At 59.4% G+C, this 20,930-nt stretch carries 21 protein-coding genes; 8 read left to right on the forward strand and 13 right to left on the reverse strand.

Going from position 1 to position 20,930, the window contains the following annotated elements:
* Window positions 1–156: 156 nt before the first annotated feature.
* From choV to IMW75_RS05685, 3 genes are all read right to left on the reverse strand, one after another.
* A complete protein-coding gene (gene choV / locus IMW75_RS05675; protein WP_122841189.1) occupies window positions 157–1,335 on the reverse strand; it encodes a choline ABC transporter ATP-binding protein in 1,179 nt (392 codons plus the stop codon).
* A complete protein-coding gene (choW, locus tag IMW75_RS05680) occupies window positions 1,332–2,177 on the reverse strand; it encodes a choline ABC transporter permease subunit (protein WP_045060006.1) in 846 nt (281 codons plus the stop codon). The genes choV and choW overlap by 4 nt, the downstream gene beginning before the upstream one ends.
* A gap of 76 nt (window positions 2,178–2,253) precedes the next feature.
* The gene (locus IMW75_RS05685; protein WP_205892071.1) at window positions 2,254–3,204 is read right to left on the reverse strand and encodes a choline ABC transporter substrate-binding protein; all 951 of its coding nucleotides are present in this window, start codon (window positions 3,202–3,204) and stop codon (window positions 2,254–2,256) included.
* 435 nt (window positions 3,205–3,639) lie between these two features.
* Here IMW75_RS05685 and IMW75_RS05690 point away from each other — a divergent pair, with 435 nt between their 5' ends.
* Together IMW75_RS05690 and gbdR are read left to right on the forward strand one after the other, a co-directional pair.
* The gene (locus IMW75_RS05690; protein ID WP_045059886.1) at window positions 3,640–5,016 is read left to right on the forward strand and encodes an L-serine ammonia-lyase; all 1,377 of its coding nucleotides are present in this window, start codon (window positions 3,640–3,642) and stop codon (window positions 5,014–5,016) included.
* Window positions 5,017–5,556: 540 nt separating this feature from the next.
* Entirely contained in the window at window positions 5,557–6,660 is a 1,104-nt protein-coding gene (gene gbdR, locus IMW75_RS05695; RefSeq protein ID WP_045059887.1) for a choline metabolism transcriptional regulator GbdR, read from the forward strand.
* Window positions 6,661–6,749: 89 nt separating this feature from the next.
* Here the strand turns inward: gbdR and IMW75_RS05700 are convergent, their stop codons facing one another.
* The 5 genes from IMW75_RS05700 to choX form a co-directional block, all read right to left on the reverse strand.
* Window positions 6,750–7,013 (reverse strand): hypothetical protein, encoded by a 264-nt coding sequence (locus IMW75_RS05700; protein WP_045059888.1) that lies wholly within the window; start codon window positions 7,011–7,013, stop codon window positions 6,750–6,752.
* Between the two features lie 466 nt (window positions 7,014–7,479).
* Window positions 7,480–7,956: a thioesterase family protein gene (locus IMW75_RS05705; protein WP_205892072.1), complete on the reverse strand. Its 477-nt coding sequence runs from the start codon at window positions 7,954–7,956 to the stop codon at window positions 7,480–7,482.
* A gap of 147 nt (window positions 7,957–8,103) precedes the next feature.
* Window positions 8,104–9,069: an L-carnitine dehydrogenase gene (locus IMW75_RS05710; protein WP_045059890.1), complete on the reverse strand. Its 966-nt coding sequence runs from the start codon at window positions 9,067–9,069 to the stop codon at window positions 8,104–8,106.
* Between the two features lie 140 nt (window positions 9,070–9,209).
* Window positions 9,210–10,097: a 3-dehydrocarnitine:acetyl-CoA trimethylamine transferase CdhC gene (cdhC, locus tag IMW75_RS05715; RefSeq protein WP_205892073.1), complete on the reverse strand. Its 888-nt coding sequence runs from the start codon at window positions 10,095–10,097 to the stop codon at window positions 9,210–9,212.
* A gap of 90 nt (window positions 10,098–10,187) precedes the next feature.
* Window positions 10,188–11,132 carry a choline ABC transporter substrate-binding protein gene (gene choX / locus IMW75_RS05720; protein WP_045059892.1) on the reverse strand — a complete coding sequence of 315 codons (945 nt, stop codon included), beginning with the start codon at window positions 11,130–11,132 and terminating at the stop codon, window positions 10,188–10,190.
* Between the two features lie 207 nt (window positions 11,133–11,339).
* Between choX and IMW75_RS05725 the strand changes: the two genes are divergently transcribed.
* Window positions 11,340–12,284 carry a GlxA family transcriptional regulator gene (locus tag IMW75_RS05725; protein WP_205892074.1) on the forward strand — a complete coding sequence of 315 codons (945 nt, stop codon included), beginning with the start codon at window positions 11,340–11,342 and terminating at the stop codon, window positions 12,282–12,284.
* A 30-nt stretch (window positions 12,285–12,314) separates the two neighbouring features.
* On the opposite strand, the gene IMW75_RS05730 is transcribed toward IMW75_RS05725, so the two are convergent.
* Together IMW75_RS05730 and IMW75_RS05735 are read right to left on the reverse strand one after the other, a co-directional pair.
* Window positions 12,315–12,731: a DUF3010 family protein gene (locus IMW75_RS05730; protein ID WP_045059894.1), complete on the reverse strand. Its 417-nt coding sequence runs from the start codon at window positions 12,729–12,731 to the stop codon at window positions 12,315–12,317.
* Window positions 12,732–12,799: 68 nt separating this feature from the next.
* Window positions 12,800–13,714: a LysR family transcriptional regulator gene (locus tag IMW75_RS05735; protein ID WP_205892075.1), complete on the reverse strand. Its 915-nt coding sequence runs from the start codon at window positions 13,712–13,714 to the stop codon at window positions 12,800–12,802.
* Window positions 13,715–13,896: 182 nt separating this feature from the next.
* Between IMW75_RS05735 and IMW75_RS05740 the strand changes: the two genes are divergently transcribed.
* Both IMW75_RS05740 and IMW75_RS05745 read left to right on the forward strand, forming a co-directional pair.
* Window positions 13,897–15,231: a nucleobase:cation symporter-2 family protein gene (locus IMW75_RS05740; RefSeq protein WP_205892076.1), complete on the forward strand. Its 1,335-nt coding sequence runs from the start codon at window positions 13,897–13,899 to the stop codon at window positions 15,229–15,231.
* A gap of 62 nt (window positions 15,232–15,293) precedes the next feature.
* On the forward strand, window positions 15,294–15,803 hold the full coding sequence (locus IMW75_RS05745; protein ID WP_045059897.1) for a nucleoside deaminase: 510 nt from the start codon (window positions 15,294–15,296) through the stop codon (window positions 15,801–15,803).
* A gap of 151 nt (window positions 15,804–15,954) precedes the next feature.
* On the opposite strand, the gene IMW75_RS05750 is transcribed toward IMW75_RS05745, so the two are convergent.
* The 3 genes from IMW75_RS05750 to IMW75_RS05760 form a co-directional block, all read right to left on the reverse strand.
* The gene (locus tag IMW75_RS05750; protein WP_045059898.1) at window positions 15,955–16,278 is read right to left on the reverse strand and encodes a helix-turn-helix domain-containing protein; all 324 of its coding nucleotides are present in this window, start codon (window positions 16,276–16,278) and stop codon (window positions 15,955–15,957) included.
* On the reverse strand, window positions 16,262–16,516 hold the full coding sequence (locus IMW75_RS05755) for a type II toxin-antitoxin system RelE family toxin (RefSeq protein ID WP_045059899.1): 255 nt from the start codon (window positions 16,514–16,516) through the stop codon (window positions 16,262–16,264). The genes IMW75_RS05750 and IMW75_RS05755 overlap by 17 nt, the downstream gene beginning before the upstream one ends.
* A 99-nt stretch (window positions 16,517–16,615) precedes the next feature.
* Window positions 16,616–17,017: a lysozyme inhibitor LprI family protein gene (locus IMW75_RS05760; protein WP_045059900.1), complete on the reverse strand. Its 402-nt coding sequence runs from the start codon at window positions 17,015–17,017 to the stop codon at window positions 16,616–16,618.
* Window positions 17,018–17,264: 247 nt separating this feature from the next.
* Between IMW75_RS05760 and IMW75_RS05765 the strand changes: the two genes are divergently transcribed.
* The 3 genes from IMW75_RS05765 (at window position 17,265) to dgcA (ending at window position 20,927) form a co-directional block, all read left to right on the forward strand.
* Window positions 17,265–18,242, forward strand: coding sequence for a dipeptidase (locus IMW75_RS05765; protein ID WP_008033250.1), 978 nt, complete (start codon window positions 17,265–17,267; stop codon window positions 18,240–18,242).
* A gap of 78 nt (window positions 18,243–18,320) precedes the next feature.
* The gene (locus IMW75_RS05770) at window positions 18,321–18,851 is read left to right on the forward strand and encodes a DUF5943 domain-containing protein (protein WP_034116150.1); all 531 of its coding nucleotides are present in this window, start codon (window positions 18,321–18,323) and stop codon (window positions 18,849–18,851) included.
* Window positions 18,852–18,866: 15 nt separating this feature from the next.
* The gene (dgcA, locus tag IMW75_RS05775; RefSeq protein WP_045059901.1) at window positions 18,867–20,927 is read left to right on the forward strand and encodes a dimethylglycine demethylation protein DgcA; all 2,061 of its coding nucleotides are present in this window, start codon (window positions 18,867–18,869) and stop codon (window positions 20,925–20,927) included.
* Window positions 20,928–20,930 lie beyond the last annotated feature (3 nt).

A 20,930-nucleotide genomic window follows, 5' to 3' on the forward strand; every position in this document is an offset into this window, starting at 1 on the left:
CTTTATCGCCAGCAGGCTGGCTCCCACAAGAGCATGCATTCCAATGTGGGAGCCAGCCTGCTGGCGATGGGCGCTTCTACTTCAACGACTGCATCACCCGATATCCCATAAACGAAAACGCCGCGATCCTCTCGCGGCGTTTTTGTGTCTGTTGTGTTACCCCAGGTTCTTGCCGAGCAGCGCGTGGTATAGCTCGCTGTCACCGAGGATCCCTACCACCTGGTTGTTGTCATGCAGCACCAGTTTGTTGCCGGTCTGGTAGCGAATCTGCAGCGCATCGCGCATGCCGATATTGGAGTCCACCAGGGTCGGCCGACGACCCAGGCCGTCCACTGCCTGCCCCGGTGCCCAGTTCTGCAGATCCAGGCTCGCACCGTTCTGGCGGGCGCCCTTGATGGTGTTGCCTTCGGCCAGGTCCAGCCATGAATCGCCGCCCGGGTCGAGGCATACCGAACCGTTTATGCGTTTGCACTTGTCCAGGGTGCGCATGAGGCTGCGGCCGCACAGCACGTTCAACGGGTTGGTGTGGGCGACGAAGGTGCGCACGTAATCGTCCGCAGGGTTCAACACGATCTCTTCCGGCTTGCTGTACTGGATGATCCGGCCGTCTTTCATGATCGCGATGCGACTGCCCAGCTTCAGGGCCTCATCAAGGTCATGACTCACGAAGACGATGGTCTTGCTGAGCTTGCTCTGCAGTTCCAGCAATTCATCTTGCAGGCCCTGGCGAATCAGCGGGTCGAGGGCCGAGAACGGTTCGTCCATCAGCAGAATGTCGGCGTCCATCGCCAGCGCACGGGCCAGGCCGACGCGTTGCTGCATGCCGCCGGATAGCTCGTCGGGCTTTTTATTGCGCCACTGGGTCAGGCCGACCAGCTCGAGTTTTTCATCGACCAGCTTCTTGCGCTCCTTCTCCGGACGCCCCTGCATTTCCAGGCCGAAGCTGATGTTTTCCCGCACCGTCAGCCAAGGCATCAGGGCGAACTTCTGGAACACCATGGCGATGCGCTTGGTGCGCATCATCTTCAGCTCTGCCGGGGTACAGGAAGCGATGTCGATCTGCTTGCCTTCGTGTTCAACGAACAGCTTGCCACGACTCACGGTATTGAGGCCGTTGATGCAGCGCAGCAGGCTGGATTTGCCGGAACCGGACAGGCCCATCAGTACGCAGATTTCACCTTTATCGACATCCAGGCTGGCTTTTTCCACGCCGACGATTTGCCCGGTTTTTTTCAGGATCTGGTCGCGGGTCATGCCCTGATCGAGCAGCTTGAGCGCCTCGCGCGGGTCCTTGGAAAAGATTACGTCGACGTCTTCGAAGCGTATAATGCTCATGCGTCACCCCCTACTTTAGCGTCGGGTTGTTTGCAGATACGGTCGAGCATGATCGCCAGCAGTACGATCGCCAGGCCCGCTTCGAAGCCCAGGGCGATATCAGCAGTGTTCAGTGCGTTGACCACGGGTTTGCCCAGGCCATCGGCGCCCACCAGTGCGGCAATCACCACCATCGACAACGACAGCATGATGCACTGGGTGATACCGGCCGCAATGCTTGGCATCGCGTGGGGCAGTTCAATCCGTGAGAGCAATTGACGACGCGAGCAGCCGAAGGCTTTGCCGGCGTCCATCAGTTCCTGTGGAACATCCCGGATACCGAGGTAAGTCAGGCGGATGGGCGCGGCGATCGCGAACACCACCGTGGAGATCAGCCCCGGCACCACGCCCAGCCCGAAGAGGGTCAGGGTAGGAATGAGGTAGACGAAGGTCGGCACGGTCTGCATCAGATCGAGCACCGGACGCATCATGGTGTAGAACATCGGCTTATGCGCGGCAACGATGCCCAGCGGCACGCCGATGACCACGCAGACCAGGGTGGCGAACAACACCTGGGCGAGGGTTTCCATGGTTTCCTGCCAGTATCCCAGGTTGAGGATCAGCAGGAAGGAGGCGATGACGAAAACTGTCAGTCCCCACTTTCGTTGAATGAAATGCGCAAGTAGTGCGATAAGGCCGATCAATGCCAGCGGGTTGAACCAGGTCAGCGCAAAAGTCACGCCGTGGATCATCGTTTCCAGAGACACGGCGATGGCGTCGAAGGTGTTGGCGCCATGTTGCGTCAACCATTCGACGAAGCTCGCAATGTACTGGCCTAGAGGGATTTTCTGATCAATCAGCATGGTATTGAACGTCCGCATGCAAGGAAATAACAGCCCGGGTGAGCACGCTCACCCGGCATAAACGATGCTCCTGAATTCAAGGCTGCGCGAGTTTGGCTTTCACGGCCTCCAGGCCTGGTTTACCGTCAATGGTGGTTACGCCAGCGAGCCAGGTATCGAGCACCTGTGGATTCTTTTTCAGCCAGGCCTTGGCAGCCGCGTCAGGCTTCATCTTGTCGTCCAGGACGTTGCCCATCAGCGTGCTTTCCATGTCGAGGGTGAACGCCAGGTTCTTGAGCAGCTGACCAACGTTGCTGCATTCCTGGGCGTAGCCCTTGCGGGTGTTGGTGAAGATGGTCGCCTGGCCGAAGTTGGGGCCGAAGAAATCATCGCCGCCGGTCAGGTACTTCATCTTGAAGCGCGTGTTCATCGGGTGTGGCTCCCAGCCCAGGAATATCACGGCGGTATTGCGCCGCTGCGCGCGATCAACTTGCGAGAGCATGCCTGCCTCGCTGGACTCGACGACCTTGAAGCCGGCTTCCTTGAGGCCGAAGGCGTTCTTGTCGATCATGCTCTGGATCAGACGATTGCCGTCGTTGCCAGGTTCGATGCCGTAGATCTTGCCATCGAGCTCTTTCTTGAACTTGGCGATGTCGGCGAAATCCTTCAGCCCCTTGTTATACAACTCTTCGGGAACGGCGAGGGTGTATTTCGCGTTTTCCAAGTTGGCGCGCAGGGTCTCCACGGTACCGGCATCACGATAGGCCTTGATGTCGTTCTCCATGGTTGGCATCCAGTTGCCCAGGAACACGTCCATGTTCTTGCCATCTGCCAGCGACTTGTAGGTCACCGGCACGGAGATCATTGTAGTTTTGGTCTTGTACCCCAGTGCGTCGAGCACGACGCTGGTGGTAGCGGTGGTGACGGTGATGTCGGTCCAGCCGACATCGGAGAAGTTTACGGTGCTGCACTGGGCCGGTTCTGCAGCTTGCGCCAGAACCGGCAGACTAAGCATGGCGGCCAACAACAACGACGGGGAACCTTTCATTGACTGACTCCTTGGTGTTTTTTTTGGCAGTGTTCCGACTGGACCACCGCACTTATAGGTTGCGGTTGGATGGCGTTTTCAGACAGCTCTACCTCGGCGCCTTGCAATCGAGTCGATACGATCATGTACCAGTGAAAATCTGACGCCTACAGGGTGCGTCGTAACCAGTACAGGGATGGTCGCATCCAGTGTCGGTGACGTCGTTTACAGCTTTTTTCTGCCCTGTTTGTACCTCTGCGCCGTAAAAAAACGGCGGAACCATAGCGTTGGCGACTCGCGGCGTTGGTGGACAAGAGTGCGTCGGTTCGAGACGTCGAACGACCGGGTAAAAGCCTGATGATGCAGCCACATCGGCGGATTGCAGCTTGAGCGTAGCAGCTCCGTCACTGGGCGCTTTTGCGTCTGGAGTTGGGCATATCCAGGAGTTCGGCAGTAATGGCTATCAGCGTTTTCGACCTGTTCAAAATCGGCATCGGCCCTTCCAGTTCGCACACGGTGGGGCCTATGCGCGCCGCCGCACTGTTCGTGCAGGGCCTGCGTGAGAAGGGGCTGCTGGATCAGGTCCGGCGCGTCGAAGTGCAGCTGTATGGTTCGCTGTCGGCCACCGGCATCGGTCACGGTAGCGACAATGCGGTGATCATGGGCCTGATGGGTGAGTGGCCGGACGCGATCGATCCGTCGCAAATCGGCATTCGTATCGCCACCCTGCGCGAAACCGACGAGTTATTGCTCGATGGTCATCTGCCGGTGCCGTTCATCTGGGCCCGGGACATGCGCCTGATCGATGAAAACCTGCCGTTCCATCCCAATGCCATGACGTTGGTGGTTGAAGGTGATACGGGAGAACTGCACCGCGATACCTACTATTCAGTGGGTGGCGGTTTTGTCGTGGATCAGGCACAGGCCAGTAGCGGCGTGGTGGATATGGACCGCACCGAGTTGCCTTACGATTTTTCCAGCGCGGTCGAGTTGTTGAGCTTGTGCCAGAAGCACAACCTGCGAGTTGCCGAACTGATGATGGCCAACGAAAAGGTCTGGCGCAGTGAAGACGAAATTCGTGCCGGCCTGATGAAGCTCTGGCGAGCCATGCAGGAGTGCGTCGAGCAAGGCCTCAAGCATGAAGGCATCCTGCCCGGTGGCCTGAATGTGCGACGTCGCGCCGCCAGGTTGCACCGCAGCTTGCAGGAGCTGGGCAAGCCGAATGTGATCGGCTCGACGCTGAGTGCCATGGAATGGGTCAACCTGTTCGCCCTGGCCGTCAACGAAGAGAATGCGGCGGGTGGGCGCATGGTCACGGCGCCGACCAACGGCGCGGCGGGGATCATTCCTGCGGTGCTGCATTACTTCATGAAGTTCAGCGAAGCGGTGACTGACGCCAATGTCGTCGACTATTTCCTGAGCGCGGCGGCTGTGGGGATCCTGTGCAAGAAGAACGCTTCCATCTCCGGGGCTGAAGTCGGCTGCCAGGGTGAGGTCGGTTCGGCCTGCGCCATGGCGGCGGCGGGGTTGGCGGAGATCCTCGGTGCCACGCCGGAGCAGCTGTGCAACGCGGCTGAGATTGGACTTGAACACAACCTGGGGCTGACGTGTGACCCCGTGGGCGGACTGGTGCAGGTGCCTTGCATCGAGCGTAATGCAATTGCCGCGGTGAAGGCGATCAATGCGGCGCAGATGGCGTTGCGCGGTGACGGGCAGCACTTTATCTCGCTGGACCGGGTGATCCGGACTATGCGTGATACCGGGGCGGACATGCATGACAAATATAAGGAAACCTCGCGCGGTGGATTAGCGGTCAGTGCGGTGGAGTGCTGATATCGGGTTGAACCCATCGCGGGCAAGCCCGCTCCCACAGGATTTGCTGTGCAACCAAGAAGTGGGGCACACCACAGATCCCTGTGGGAGCGGGCTTGCCCGCGATGTTGCCAGATCAGTCAAAACCGCGCGCAAAGTGAACACACCATCCTTGATACGCCACCTTTTAGCGCGTCGCTTACAGATAAGCGACTTCGACAGGATCAGGGATCCCAATCGTCGCTGACCGCCTGTCACCTGTGCTTGTGGTGACACTCTTTCAATACACGCCGCAGCGCTGTTCCCACAAGTGCTACCGATTTGCTCACACGCTAAGGGACAGAGCGCTTGATGCGATTGATGGCACTTATATCCCCCCACTCTACGTGGTCATATACAGACACATTCCGACGTCGTTTTCAGGAGTTATTGAACGCGCATTCAATTTTAGGCATGGCAATTGCTCTGTCATTACAAAGCCCGTCTCCCACGCGAGAATGATGGCAATAACAAGAGCCTCCGCCTGAGGCCATCACCCGCTTTGTGTGAGGAGATATTGCGATGACGACGTTCAACTCCGGGACTCAACCCCAGAACCGTGCGCCTCAATCCATCGGCTTTTTGCTGCTGGACAATTTCACGCTGATTTCTCTGGCGTCCGCAGTGGAACCACTGCGCATGGCCAACCAGTTGTCCGGTCGCGAGCTGTATCGCTGGACTACACTCACCGTCGATGGCGGGCAGGTCTGGGCCAGTGACGGCCTGCAGATCACCCCCGATTGCTCCATGCACAAGGCTCCCGCGCTGGACACCATCATTGTCTGCGGTGGTATCGGTATCCAGCGCACGGTCACCCGCGAACACGTTTCATGGCTACAGAGCCAGGCGCGCCAGTCGCGTCGTCTCGGCGCAGTGTGCACGGGTAGCTGGGCCCTGGCGTGCGCCGGGCTGCTGGACGGTTTTGATTGCAGCGTGCACTGGGAATGCCTGGCATCGATGCAGGAAGCTTTCCCGCGCGTGGCCATGAGCACCCGGTTGTTCACCCTCGACCGTAATCGCTTCACCAGCTCTGGTGGCACTGCGCCGCTGGACATGATGCTGCACCTGATCAGCCGTGATCACGGACGCGAACTGTCGGCCGCGATCTCGGAAATGTTCGTCTACGAGCGCATCCGCAATGAGCAGGATCACCAGCGTGTGCCGCTCAAGCACATGCTTGGTACCAACCAGCCGAAGTTGCAGGAAATCGTCGCGCTGATGGAGGCCAATCTGGAAGAGCCGATCGACCTGGATGAGCTGGCGGTATACGTCGCGGTGTCGCGTCGTCAGCTGGAGCGGTTGTTCCAGAAGTACCTGCATTGTTCGCCGTCGCGCTACTACCTGAAACTGCGCCTGATCCGCGCCCGGCAGTTGCTCAAGCAAACACCGATGTCGATTATCGAAGTGGCGTCGGTATGTGGCTTCGTGTCCACTCCGCATTTTTCCAAGTGCTATCGCGAATACTTCGGTATTCCGCCGCGTGACGAGCGTGTGGGTTCCAACACCACGCAGCAGGTAGCAATGATGCCGCTGCCGCAGGCACTGGTGCTGTCGCCATTGTCGGGGCCGTTGTCGGCATTGAGTCAGGCGCGTAATGAGTCGACTTTTGCCAGCGTAAGGCTCTAAACCGAGTCGCCTTCATCGCGGGCAAGCCTTGCTCCCACAGATTGCTGCTGTTATCTGTCGGAGCAAGGCTTGCCCGCGATGGCTTCCTATCAGGCGCTACGGCTCTGCTGATACGCCGCCAATGCTGGCAGCAATTGCCTGTCGATCGCCTGGCGCACAGCCGGCAGGATGGTAGCGCTGCTGGTATACATCTGCTTGACCATGGTCCGTAGCGTTATCGCCCGTTCATCGTTCAAACCGCGCACCGCGCATTCGCAAGCCTGCTCGGCTGTAGAGCCGCTGGGTACTTGAAAGCCCAATGACTTCAGCTGGCCCAACAGGTCTTCCTGGTCAATCAAATCGGCGTGCATCATGACGCAATCCTTCTTCAGGGAACGGTGTCGTATCTCGATTCTCATCGGGGGGCGCGGTGGCGGCAAGGGCGATTTTTCGTAATGGCCGCGATACCTATGAACAGGTCGTTTTCGGCTAATTGCGTTAAGAGAGGAGTCGGCACACTGGTTACAGCTGGCTTCACGAAGGTTGGTCACCCTCGCGCAACGGCTCCTCAACAGTACCCACCTCTGCCTCGATCCTGTCACGGCTTGATCGGGGTTTTTTTTGCCTGTGGATCAGCGAAGGATGTTGTGCCTGGGCTGATGCCTTCGCGGGCAAGTCGAACCGCCGCTCCCCAGGTTAAGAGTCGGCGCTCAAGTTTGTGGTCTCCGCGATCCTGTGGGAGCAAGGCTTGCCCGCGATGAACGATGACGCGGTTTCAGCGCTGCAATACTTCATTTCGGAAGTCGGCAAAAACGGCGTCGTTCAACGGCGATCTCCTGGTTATTTTTTTGCGGGTAATGCGATCACTCGACCAATGTACTGGGGCGGCGGCACGTCGGTTTGCCCGGCGACGAGGGCTTGAAGCCTGGCCAGGGTGTCTTCGCCGAAGGGCGCCGATCGGGGGCCAGCGAGGTCGACGTGCAGCAGCATTTGCTCATTACCCGCCAGCTCCTTGACATCACCCACTAGGTGCAGGCTGTGATAAAGGTGCAAGCGCTTGCTGTCGTGGCCGATGATCCGGGTGTGTACTTCGACCTCGGCGTCGAGCTTCACTTCGTGCAGGTAATTGAGGTGCAGTTCGAGGGTGAAGAGCGAGTTGCCGCTGGCTTCTCGGTGGCTGCTGTCCATGCCGAGGCGATCCATCAGGGCGTCGGTGGCGTAGCTGAAGATCAGCAGGTAGAACGCGTCTCGCAGGTGGCCGTTGTAGTCGACCCAGTCGGGGATGATTGTGGTTTGGTAGGTGGTGAGGGTAGGCATTGTTTCTGGTTCCGATGATGAGGGAGGCTGGGCTGGCCCCATCGCGAGCAGGCTCGCTCCCACACTAGGGGTTGCTCCCATAGCTGGCCAACCTGCAATCAGTGTGGAAGCGAACCTGCTCGCGATAGGGCCAGGCCTGCTGATGCTCTACTCGCTAAAAGCCATCCCGTGCTTCTGCTTGGTGGTTTTCACCGCTTCCAGCACCGCCAACAGGCAATCATCACGATAGCGCTCCAGCGCTGAAATGCTGTGGGTACCCAATTGATCACTGGTCCCGTCGACCACATCGTCAATCAACTTGTCGGTCAGTTCCGGCGCCGGCAGGTAGGTCCACGGCAACTGCAACGCCGGGCCAAACTGCGCCATGAAATGCCGCATGCCGGCATCGCCGCCTGCGAGGGTATAGGTCAGGAAAGTACCCATGAACGACCAGCGCAGACCCGCGCCAAAGCGAATGGCATCATCGATTTCACCGGTGGTCGCCACACCATCGTTCACCAGGTGCAGCGCCTCACGCCACAGCGCTTCGAGCAATCGGTCGGCGATAAAGCCGGGTACTTCCTTGCGCACATGCAGCGGACGCATGCCCAGGGATTCGTAGACTTTCATCGCCGCTTGAACAGCTTCCGGAGCCGTGTTTTTACCGCCCACCACTTCCACCAGGGGCAGCAGGTAAACCGGGTTGAACGGGTGGCCAACGACGCAGCGTTCCGGGTGGGTCGAACTCTCGTAGAACTCGCTGGGTAACAGGCCCGAAGTGCTGGAGCCGATCAAGGCGTCGGGTTTGGCTGCTGCACTGATCTTGCTGTGCAATTCGAGTTTCAGGTCCAGGCGCTCGGGGGCGCTTTCCTGAATGAAATCGGCATCGCGCACACACTCTTCGATGGTCGCGACAAAGCGCAGGCGATCCTGCGAAGCGCCGGGGGCCAGGCCTTGTTTTTCCAGGGCGCCCCAAGCGTTGGCGACGCGTTTGCGCAGGGCGGCTTCAGCACCAGGCGCGGGGTCCCAGGCCACTACGTTGAGGCCGTGGGCGAGGGCGCGGGACACCCAGCCGCTGCCGATGACACCGCTGCCCAGGGCGGCGAAGGTTTTGATTTCGGTGATGAACGTCATGGCGACTTCCTAAAAGAATTCGGTGATCCCTGCGGGAGCGGGCTTGCCCGCGATGACGGTATTCCTGCCGAAGAAAATGTATCGGTAGTACCGGCGCTATCGCGGGCAAGCCCGCTCCCACAGGTGAGGTGTGATTCGGCTCAGCCGCGCTTGGTCAGGCCCATTTTTGCCCGGCCTTCGGCTGGGGTCAGGACACGGGCGCCGAGGCGGCTGAGGATTTCGCTGGCGCGCTCCACCAACTGGCCATTGGTGGCCAACACGCCCTTGTCCAGCCAGATGTTGTCTTCCAGGCCGACCCGCACGTTGCCGCCGAGCAGTACCGCTTGCGCAGCCATCGGCATCTGCATGCGTCCGATGCCAAAGCCGGCCCAGACGGCGTTGGCTGGAAGGTTGTCGACCATGGCTTTCATGGTGGTGGTATCGGCCGGTGCGCCCCACGGAATGCCCAGGCACAGCTGGAACAGCGGATCATCGAGCAAGCCTTCCTTGATCATCTGCTTGGCAAACCACAGGTGCCCGGTGTCGAAGATTTCCAGCTCGGCCTTAACGCCCAACTCTTGTATGCGCTTGGCGCCCGCGCGCAGTTGCGCCGGTGTGGATACGTAAATGGTGTCGCCATCGCCGAAGTTCAGCGTGCCGCAATCCAGGGTACAGATTTCCGGCAGCAGCTCTTCGACGTGGGCCAGGCGTGTCAGGGGGCCGACCAGGTCAGTGTTGGGGCCGAATTCCATCGGGTTTTCGCCAGCGCCGATTTCCAGGTCGCCGCCCATGCCGGCGGTCAGGTTGACGATGATGTCGACGTCCGCTTCGCGGATGCGCTCCATCACTTCGCGGTACAGCGCCACATCCCGGCTGAACTTGCCGGTTTCGGGACTGCGCACATGGCAATGCACCACGGTGGCGCCCGCCTTGGCGGCTTCCACGGCCGCCGCTGCGATTTGCTTCGGGGTGACCGGTATGTGCGGGCTCTTGGCGGTCGTGTCGCCAGCACCGGTAAGTGCGCAGGTGATGATGACGTCGTGGTTCATGAGGCAGGTTCCTGTTCTTTAGGGGAATGGCGGGCGTGATGAGTCCGTTAGCAGCCCGTTGGGGGTTGCAATTGGGCGTTCAGTCAGGGTTTATTTACTGGTCAGTTTCAGGTTTTCAGCGGCCGGTTTGCCGTCGAAGGTGGTCACGCCTTCGAGCCAGCGCTGTTTGTCCTGGGGGTGATCATTGAGCCACTGTTTGGCCGATTCGAATGCGTCCTTGTGATCCAGCAGCGGCTGCATCATCCGGCTCTCGTCTTCGGCGGAGTAGGTCAGGTTACTGAGCAGGCGGCCGATGTTCGGGCATTGCTGGGCATAGTTCGGCGAGGTAACGGTCCAGACGGTGGCCATGCCTTCGTTCGGGCCGAGCGCATCGTCGCTGCCGGTGAGATAGGTCATCTGCACATTAACGTTCATTGGATGCGGCGCCCAGCCGAAGAACACCACGGCTTCCTTGCGCCGCACGGCACGATCCACTGCCGCGAGCATACCGGCCTCACTGGACTCGACCAGCTGGAATTTGCCCAGGCCGAACTGGTTCTTGGCGATCATCGCCTTGATCTGGGTATTGGCACCCGAGCCTGGCTCGATCCCGTAGATCTTGCCGCCCAGTTCTTTCTCGAACCTGGCGATGTCGGCGAAAGTCTTCAGGCCTTTGTCTGCCAGGTAGGTCGGCACGGCAAGGGTCGCGCGGGCGTCTTTAAGGCTTGGCGCATCAAGCACCTTGACCTGTTTCGCGTCGACGAAAGGAGTGATGGTCTGGGTCATCAGCGGGTTCCAGTACCCCAGGAACAAGTCCAGGCGCTGGTCGCGGATCCCGGCGAAGATGATTTGCTGGGACGCGCTGGTTTGTTTGGTGTTGTAGCCGAGGCCGTCTAGCAGCACCTGAGTCATGGCGCTGGTGGCGATCACGTCGGTCCAGTTCACCACGCCCATGCGTACGTTCTGGCAAGAAGCGGGTTCGGCCGCCATGACACTGGCGCTCAGGAAAGCGGTACCGCTCAGTGCAAGAACACAGCTGCTGATGAGTCGTTTCATGTCGGGTTCCTCGGCAGACGTTATTGTGGGTTCCGATGTCTATGTGCACCGGTGATGCCAAGTTACGCAGCTAAGACCCCGTCAACACGCACTACGGCGACCAGCTCTTGCACTGGAGCGACCTGCCCCTTGAATGCCGCTTGCAACTGGCGTATCAACGTCCACACGCTTCCCGCCCTCTCGTTACCTGCCAGTCGAGTGCGCTCCATGTCCCAGGATTTCTACTTCTTGTTGATGCCGGGTTTTTCGGCCATAGGGTTTATCTCGGCCATCGAGCCGCTGCGGGTGGCCAATCGCTTTCGCGGTGAACTTTATCGCTGGCATGTGCTGAGCGCAGATGGCGGTGCTGTTCTGGCCAGTAACGGCATGTCGGTCAACGCCGATGCCGCGCTGGAGCCGCTCGCAAAAGGGGCGACGTTGCTGGTAGTCGCCGGCTTCGAACCGCTGAAATTCGCCACGCCCGCGCTTGAGCACTGGCTGCGCCGGCTGGACAGCGACGGCGTGACCCTGGGCGCCATCGACACCGGCAGCTTCGTCCTCGCCGAGGCAGGGTTGCTTGAGGGCCATCGCCTGACCCTGCACTGGGAAGCCATCGACGCGTTCAAGGAGTCCTATCCGCTGCTCAGCGTCACCCAGGAGCTTTTCGAGATCGACCGCAGGCGCATTACCTCGGCGGGCGGCACGGCGTCAATTGACCTGATGCTCGATCTCATCGGCCAGGCCCACGGTCCGGAACTGGCGATTCAGGTCAGCGAACAATTCGTACTCGGTCGCATCCGCCCGCGCAAGGATCACCAGCGCATGGAAGTAGCCAGTCGGTACGGCATTCGCAACAAGAAACTGGTGCAGGTGATCGGCGAGATGGAACAGCACAGTGAGCCGCCGTTGAGTACGCTGGCCCTGGCCGAATCGATCAAAGTGACGCGGCGCCAGCTGGAGCGCCTGTTTCGCTTGCACTTGAATGACACGCCGAGCAATTTCTATCTGCGATTACGACTGGAAAAGGCCCGGCAACTGCTGCGGCAGACGGACATGAGTGTGCTGGAAGTGAGCATTGCGTGCGGGTTTGAATCGCCGTCGTATTTCACCCGCAGTTATCGGGCGAAGTTTGAGCGGTGCCCGCGGGAAGACCGACGTACCGCAAAAGCATGAACACAGAAAATGTAGGATCTGCGTGGGCTATTACTTCTTCATCAGCGCAGAACACGCCGCCTTGTACGCCTCATGCTGATATTTGTTCAGCGTCCCCGGCAGTTCAAAATTGTGCTTCTTGGCCTGGGCATTGATCGTCTGTGGCGACAGCAGCGTCACCTCACAACTGTCCAGCAACTGAAAAACTCCCTCGATCTTGAAGGTGGTCGGCCCACCGGCAAACTCGCCTTTCTTACTGCGCTTCTTGATCACGATCCGGTCGATTGAGTTCTCCCGAATGAACGATGCCACCTGTGCGGCAAACACTTTGACGTTGGCCGCTTCGTCGTCATCGTCCAGGGCAATTTTCTTGGTGGCCAGGGGCAGGTGGCTGAGCGCCTGATTGTCGAGGGACGCGACGGCGATGATGGCTTCACTGCCTTTGATTTCAATGCCGCAGATTTTCATTTCGTGCCCTTCTAAGTCGGTGAAGTGTGATGGTGGCGCAGCCTTGAGGTGAAGTCACGGCATGAGTGTTACAGGGTGGTGGACTGCCCCCGACGATCCAGTTCAAACACTTTGTTCTGTTGCAGGCGCGTCTTCAGCCAGCGTTCGGCTTTGCCCATCTTGCGTGTACGGGCCCAGAGCAGGTCAACACCCACATGCCAGTCGGTGTGGGGATACGCACCCAACTGCAGTTCGACCAGTTCGCCATTGGCCAGTTCACGCTGGATCAACTGGCGCGGCAACGTGGCCCAACCGAGGCCGGCACGGACCATTTCCAGCAGCGCCAGGTAGTTTTCGGCCTGCCAGATCCGAGTGGAACGCAGGTACTCGCTGCTGGGCAGCTTTTCGGCGTGTGCGCTAAACGCCAGGCGGCGGTGCACGTGCAGGTCTTCGAAGGTCACGCTGCTCAATTTCGCCAGCGCATGTGCGGGGTGACAGACGTGCAGCATGATCAGCTTGCCCATCTGCTGGAATTCGAGCTGCGGCGGGTACTGCGGCTGGGAGAAGGCGATCCCCAGCACGGCCTGGCCCTGGGCTACGAGTTCGCTGACATCCCCATATACAGGGTGCCTGATCACCAGATCGACATAGGGGAAAGCCTCTTCGAACTCCAGCAGCACCGGCATGACGGCGTTGTAGGGCGTTTCAATGGCCAGTGACACGTTGGGTTCGATCGCGTCGGACAGGCAATCCGCATGGGCCTGGAGGGTCAGGCAACGTTCCAGCACCGACTGCGCCTGCAACAACATTTTCTGGCCGGCCTGGGTCAGCACCGGGTTGCGATTCGAGCGATCGAACAGTTCCACGCCCAGGTCCTGTTCCAGATTGGAAATCGCCACGCTCACGGTTGATTGAGTCTTGCCCAGCTTGCGCGCGGCCGCCGAGAACGACCCGCTGTGCACGGCCTGGACGAATGTTTGCAACTGGTCCAGAGAGAACTGCATGGGCGTGACCTCAAGCGAATATATCTATCGTTAAAAACGATGGTTGCTCATTTGCTCCATCGTTTACAAGCAGAGAATATCGGACCTGAAACGACCTCTTCTGCTGCATCGATTTGCGCTGTGCCTGGCCTGTGGACGCCTCCCAGGACTACAAGAAAAAAGCACTTCAGGAGACATTCGATATGAGCAATTCACAGGTTCATCCGGTGGACGAAATCCTGCCGGTTCGCCAGTTGGTGACATTCGGTTTGCAGCATGTACTGGTGATGTATGCAGGTGCGGTGGCGGTACCACTCATACTGGGCAGCGCACTGGGGCTGACATCGGCGCAGATAGTGACGTTGATCAATGCGAATCTGCTGACGTCGGGCATCGCCACGATGATTCAGACCCTCGGCTTCTGGAAGTTCGGGGCGCGCCTGCCGCTGATACAGGGCTGTTCATTCATTGCGCTGGCACCAATGATCATGATCGGCAAGGAGTTCGGGCTCACTGAAGTGTTCGGCGCGGTGATCGCGGCGGGGGCGATCACCATTGCCATGGCGCCCGTGTTCAGTAGGTTGCTGCGGTTCTTTCCGCCCGTGGTGATCGGCAGCCTGATCACCATCATCGGCATTTCCCTGATGCCTGCCGCGGCAATCTGGCTAGGTGGCGGCAATCCTGATTCCGCAGATTTCGGTGCGCCATCGAACCTGCTGCTGGGGCTGGCCACGGTCATCGTTACATTGGTGATCTATGCCAGGTTTTCCGGCTTCATTGGCAACCTAAGCGTATTGATCGGCTTGTTCGTGGGCAGCCTGATCGCGGCAGCGTTCGGCATGACGCACTTCGGGCAGGTGAGCAGCGCAGCCTGGTTCGAGCTGAGCCCGCCCATGGCCTTCGGCATGCCGCAGTTTTCACCGATGCCGATACTGGTCATGACGTTGGCGATGTTGGTGATCATGGCCGAAACCACCGGTAACTGCCTGGCGATCGGCAAATTGACCGGCAAGACCACCACGCAAACAACTCTTGGCAATGCATTCCGTGCCGATGGGCTATCAACAATGCTCGGCGGGTTGTTCAACAGCTTCCCCTACAACGCCTTCACCCAAAACACCGGCCTAATTGCGCTCTCCAACGTCAAGAGCCGGTATGTCGTGGCTTCGGCGGGGGCAATCATGGTGCTGATGGGCCTGTTTCCCAAACTGGGTGCGCTGATCGCAGCGGTGCCGACGCCGGTGTTGGGCGGTTGCGCCGTGGTGATGTTCGGCATGACCACGGTGGCCGGTATCCAGGAGCTCTCACGGGTGACATTCGAGGGGACTCGCAACGCAATCATCGTTGCCGTATCGATAAGCGTCGGTGTGCTGCCGATGTCGTTCCCGGCGCTGTTCGAACACGCCAGCGGCACTCTCAAACTGGTACTGGAAAGCGGAATCTTCCTCGGTGCGATCACCGCGATTGTGCTCAATATCCTGCTCAATCCGCAGAGCAGGCGCGAGCCGGTGGCACCCGCCGCCGAGCTGGCCGACTGACAGGTGTTTAGCCCCTGGCCGACGCAGTCAGGGGCACAGTTGAACATAATAAGGAGTTTCACATGACAAGCTTCACTTGCGCTGTACCTGCCGGCATCACCGAGCTTGATCTGCAACTGCTGCGCCGCTCTCTCGAACTGGCAGAGGACTCGAAGGCCCGTGGTCGTCATCCGTTTGCTGCACTGGTCGCCGATGGGGCCGGTAACATCATTGCGGCGGCGGGCAATAATTCCATGCCGCCGGAAGGCGATCCCACCCAGCATGCCGAACTCGCTGCAGCCGCGCAGGCGGCCAAGCTGCTAAGCCCGGCAGACCTGGCACAATGCACGCTCTACACCAGTGCCGAACCCTGCTGCATGTGTGCGGGGGCGATTTACTGGACGGGCATTGGCCGAGTGGTCTACGCGCTGTCCGAGCATGCCTTGCTGGGGCTCACGGGTGGCCACCCGGAAAACCCGACGTTCTCGTTGCCGTGCCGGGAAGTGTTCGCGCGCGGCCAGCGACAGATTCCGACATTCGGGCCGATGTTGGAAGCAGAGGCTGCGCGCGCGCATGAAGGGTTCTGGACGTGACTGGGTAGGGCGGTTTTTGCTGAGTGGAGGCGGGGCTGCCTCCCTTGGCTTTGGGGTTTGATGCTGGGGTTTAATGGTGGAAAAGATCGCAGCCTCGTTGCACTCGACAGCTCCTACACAGCTCCTGCACCGCTTCTACGGAGGCAATTTCCTACAGTTCGAGTTGATCGGCGCCTATTCCAAATGCAGCGGCAATCTTTTCCCGGGTCGCCTTTCGAGGCTTGGCAACTGTCTCCTGCTGGGCGAAGGCCGGCTGAGAAATACCCATACGTTTGGCGACTTCGTCCTGGGTGAGGTTAAGGTGTTCACGCCAGGCGCGAATAGGCGTCGCTCCGTCAACGATACGACTGACTACCTCGTGAGGAATCAGATCGGGTTCAATTTTGCGTGCGACGTACTGGGCATAGGGAATGACGACGAAAGCGGGATTGCCATCCGCATCGTTGATGATTTGAACGTCAGTAGGTGCGTTCATCGCGTTTCTTGACCTCTTGAATACTGACCACTTTGATGACGCCATCCCAGTCGAACATGACGCGATAGCTACCCACTCGTAGTCGGTAGGCGTAGTCATGTCCCACCAGTGCTTTGACATTGTTCACGTCCGGCATGCAAGTCAGTAGCGTGACAGCATCACGGACTTTAACCTGATGGATGGAGTGCAATTTCAACAGCTGCTTAACGGCTTTGCGTGTCCAGTGGATGCTGTTCATTGGAAGAATATAAGTCTTTTATAAGACTATCAATCTTTACTTATACTCTCGCGAAGGCAAAGGCATCAACCGTGTCTGAATATTGCTCGGATTTCTAACTCACTCCTGCCCGATCGACTCCAAAAACTCCGACCTTTCATCACTCATGCGTGCAATGCAGTCATTTTGCGCAATGGTGAACGCCTTGCTGCCACTCGTCGCCGGGAACGCTTCGACTGCGCAATCGGCGTCTCGCGTCTTCAGCCATTGTTGCTGCGCCGCTTTGATTTTTGCGGTGATGTCTGCCAGCTGGGTCGGGTTCTTGCCGTAGAGTATTTGCATGCGCTCGGCCAGGGTCTGGTAGTTGTCCTTGAGCAGGTCTTCGGCGGCGGTTCGGCCATAGACCGAGCATTCGAGGGTCTGGACGTCGTTTTCGACAGCGTCGCAGGGGGTGGTCTCGGACTCTTCTTCCGCGTGTACGGCCGTGGCGATCAATGCCAGAACCAGAAAGATCATTTTCATTGCGCTGCCGTCCCTCATTCCAGTTGAGCCTCAGTGAAGCATCCAGTCGTGCAGCGGATTCTGGCTCAACCTGACGGGCTTGAACAGGCGGGCGAGCAGGGGTGGCGACGACCCTTTGTCGCGGATTGACGCTTTCGGCAATTCCCCTGTCGTTTTTGCACCCGGCTGTCCCGGTGCTCAGGCATATGCTGGCTCCAAAGCGCCGGCACACGATTCGGCGCATGAATCGACAATAGGGGACAGCCTGATGAGCCCAGCCGAACTGCACGCCGACAGCATCGTTATCGACGGGCTGATTATCGCCAAGTGGAACCGTGAGCTGTTCGAGGACATGCGCAAAGGCGGCCTGACGGCGGCCAACTGCACCGTGTCGGTGTGGGAGGGCTTCCAGGCCACCGTCAACAACATCGCCGCGAGTCAGAAGCTGATTCGTGAAAACAGCGACCTGGTCATTCCGGTTCGCACCACCGCCGACATCCGCAAGGCCAAGGAGCAGGGCAAGACCGGTATCCTCTTCGGCTTCCAGAATGCCCACGCCTTTGAAGACCAGATCGGCTATGTCGAGGTGTTCAAGCAGCTCGGCGTCGGTATTGTGCAGATGTGCTACAACACCCAGAACCTGGTCGGTACCGGTTGCTACGAGCGCGATGGTGGCCTGTCCGGTTTCGGTCGTGAAATCGTCGCCGAGATGAACCGAGTTGGCGTGATGTGCGACCTGTCCCACGTCGGTTCGAAAACTTCTGAAGAGGTGATTCTCGAATCGAAGAAACCCGTCTGCTACTCCCACTGCCTGCCGTCGGGCCTGAAGATTCACCCGCGCAACAAATCCGATGAAGAACTCAAGTTCATTGCGGATCACGGTGGCTTTGTCGGCGTGACCATGTTCGCGCCGTTCCTCGCCAAGGGCATCGATTCGACTATCGACGACTACGCCGAAGCCATCGAATACACCATGAACATCGTCGGCGAAGACGCCATCGGCATCGGCACCGACTTTACCCAGGGTCACGGCCAGGACTTCTTCGAGTACCTGACCCATGACAAGGGTTACGCCCGCCGCCTGACCAGCTTCGGCAAGATCATCAACCCGCTGGGCATCCGCACCGTCGGCGAGTTCCCGAACCTCACCGAAACCCTGCTCAAGCGCGGCCATAGCGAGCGCGTGGTGCGCAAGATCATGGGCGAGAACTGGGTCAACGTGCTCAAAGACGTCTGGGGCGAATAAGCCGCCGCACTTCTGAATCCTTACCTGCGGCCATCCGCGCCGCAGGCAACACCCCAATTTTTCTGGAGTTATGTTTCCATGGCCAAGATCGCCCCGCAATTGCCTATCGAAGTCGACAGCGAGACCGGTGTCTGGACCTCCGATGCCCTGCCGATGCTGTACGTGCCACGTCATTTCTTCGTCAACAACCACATGGGCATCGAGGAAGTGCTGGGCGCCGACGCCTATGCCGAAATCCTCTACAAGGCCGGCTACAAGTCCGCCTGGCACTGGTGCGAAAAAGAAGCCGAATGCCACGGCCTTGAAGGCGTCGCGGTGTTCGAGCACTACATGAAGCGCCTGTCACAACGCGGCTGGGGCCTGTTCAAGATCCAGGACATCGACCTCGATAAAGGCACCGCCAGCGTCAAGCTCGAGCACTCCGCATTCGTCTACGTGTACGGCAAGGTCGGGCGCAAGGTCGACTACATGTTCACCGGCTGGTTTGCCGGTGCCATGGATCAGATTCTGCAAGCCCGCGGCAGCCAGATCCGCACGGTTGCCGAGCAAGTCTACGGTGGCTCCGAAGAAGGCCACGACGACGGTTTGTTCACCGTCAAGCCGTTGTAAGTCGAGGAACCCGCCATGGCTTTCGAAGCAATGTTCCAGCCGATCCAGATCGGCAAACTGACCATCCGCAACCGCGTGCTCAGCACCGCACACGCGGAGGTCTACGCGACCGACGGCGGCATGACCACCGACCGGTACGTCAAGTATTACGAAGAGAAAGCCAAGGGCGGGATCGGCCTGGCCATTTGCGGTGGTTCTTCGGTGGTGGCCATCGACAGCCCGCAGGAGTGGTGGAGCTCGGTGAACCTGTCCACCGACCGGATCATTCCGCATTTCCAGAATCTTGCTGACGCCATGCACAAGCACGGCGCCAAGATCATGATCCAGATTACCCACATGGGCCGGCGTTCGCGCTGGGACGGCTTCAACTGGCCGACACTGATGTCGCCGTCCGGGGTGCGCGAGCCGGTGCACCGTGCTACTTGCAAAACCATCGAGCCGGAAGAAATCTGGCGGGTTATCGGCAACTACGCGCAAGCGGCACGCCGTGCCAAGGCCGGTGGCCTGGACGGCGTCGAATTGTCCGCCGTGCACCAGCATATGATCGACCAGTTCTGGAGCCCGCGCGTCAACAAGCGGACCGATGAGTGGGGTGGCAGCTTCGAGAACCGTATGCGTTTCGGCCTGGAAGTATTAAAAGCCGTGCGCGCCGAAGTCGGTCCCGATTTCTGCGTCGGCATCCGCTTGTGCGGCGATGAATTCCATCCGGATGGTTTGTCCCACGAGGACATGAAGCAGATCGCCAAGTACTACGACGACACCGGCATGCTGGACTTCATTGGCGTGGTGGGCTCGGGTTGCGACACCCACAACACCCTGGCCAACGTGATCCCGAACATGAGTTATCCGCCGGAGCCGTTTCTGCACCTGGCAGCCGGTATCAAGGAAGTGGTCAAGGCCCCGGTTCTGCACGCGCAGAACATCAAGGATCCGAACCAGGCGACGCGCATTCTCGAAGGCGGTTACGTCGACATGGTCGGCATGACCCGAGCGCACATCGCCGACCCGCACCTGATCGCCAAGATCAAGATGGGCCAGATCGACCAGATCAAACAGTGCGTCGGTGCCAACTACTGCATCGACCGGCAATACCAGGGCCTGGATGTGCTGTGCATCCAGAACGCAGCGACTTCCCGTGAATACATGGGCGTGCCGCACATCATCGAAAAGACTACCGGGGTCAAACGCAAGGTCGTAGTAGTGGGTGCCGGGCCTGCCGGTATGGAGGCAGCGCGCGTGGCCGCCGAACGTGGCCACGACGTGACCCTGTTCGAGAAGAAGGAATTCATCGGTGGGCAAATCACCACGGCGTCGAAAGCGCCGCAGCGCGACCAGATCGCCGGTATCACCCGCTGGTATCAGCTGGAACTGGCGCGTTTGAAAGTCGACCTGCGCCTGGGTGTGGCGGCCGATGCGCCGACCATTATGGATTTGCGCCCGGACGTCGTCGTGCTCGCCGTCGGCGGTCATCCCTTCCTGGAGCAGAATGAGCACTGGGGCGCGGCTGAAGGCCTCGTGGTCAGTAGCTGGGACATCCTTGATGGCAAAGTTGCGCCGGGCAAGAACGTGCTGGTGTACGACACTATTTGCGAGTTTACCGGCATGTCGACCGCCGACTTCCTCGCGGACAAAGGCAGCCAGGTCGAGATCGTTACCGACGACATCAAGCCAGGCGTGGCAATTGGCGGCACATCGTTCCCGACCTATTACCGCAGCATGTACCCCAAAGAAGTGATCATGACCGGGGACATGATGCTGGAGAAGGTCTACCGCGAAGGCGACAAGCTGGTGGCGGTGCTGGAGAACGAATACACCGGCGCCAAGGAGGAGCGGGTGGTGGATCAGGTAGTCGTGGAAAACGGCGTGCGCCCGGACGAAGAAATCTATTACGCGATGAAAGAAGGCTCGCGCAACAAGGGCCAGATCGACGTGGAAGCCCTGTTCGCGATCAAGCCGCAGCCTTGCCTGGAACAGAGCGGCGACGGCTACTTGCTGTTTCGCATCGGCGACTGCGTAGCCCAGCGCAACGTGCACGCGGCGATCTATGACGCGTTGCGGCTGTGCAAGGATTTCTAAGTT

This window comes from Pseudomonas gregormendelii, assembly GCF_017114825.1.
GTDB lineage: Bacteria > Pseudomonadota > Gammaproteobacteria > Pseudomonadales > Pseudomonadaceae > Aquipseudomonas > Aquipseudomonas gregormendelii.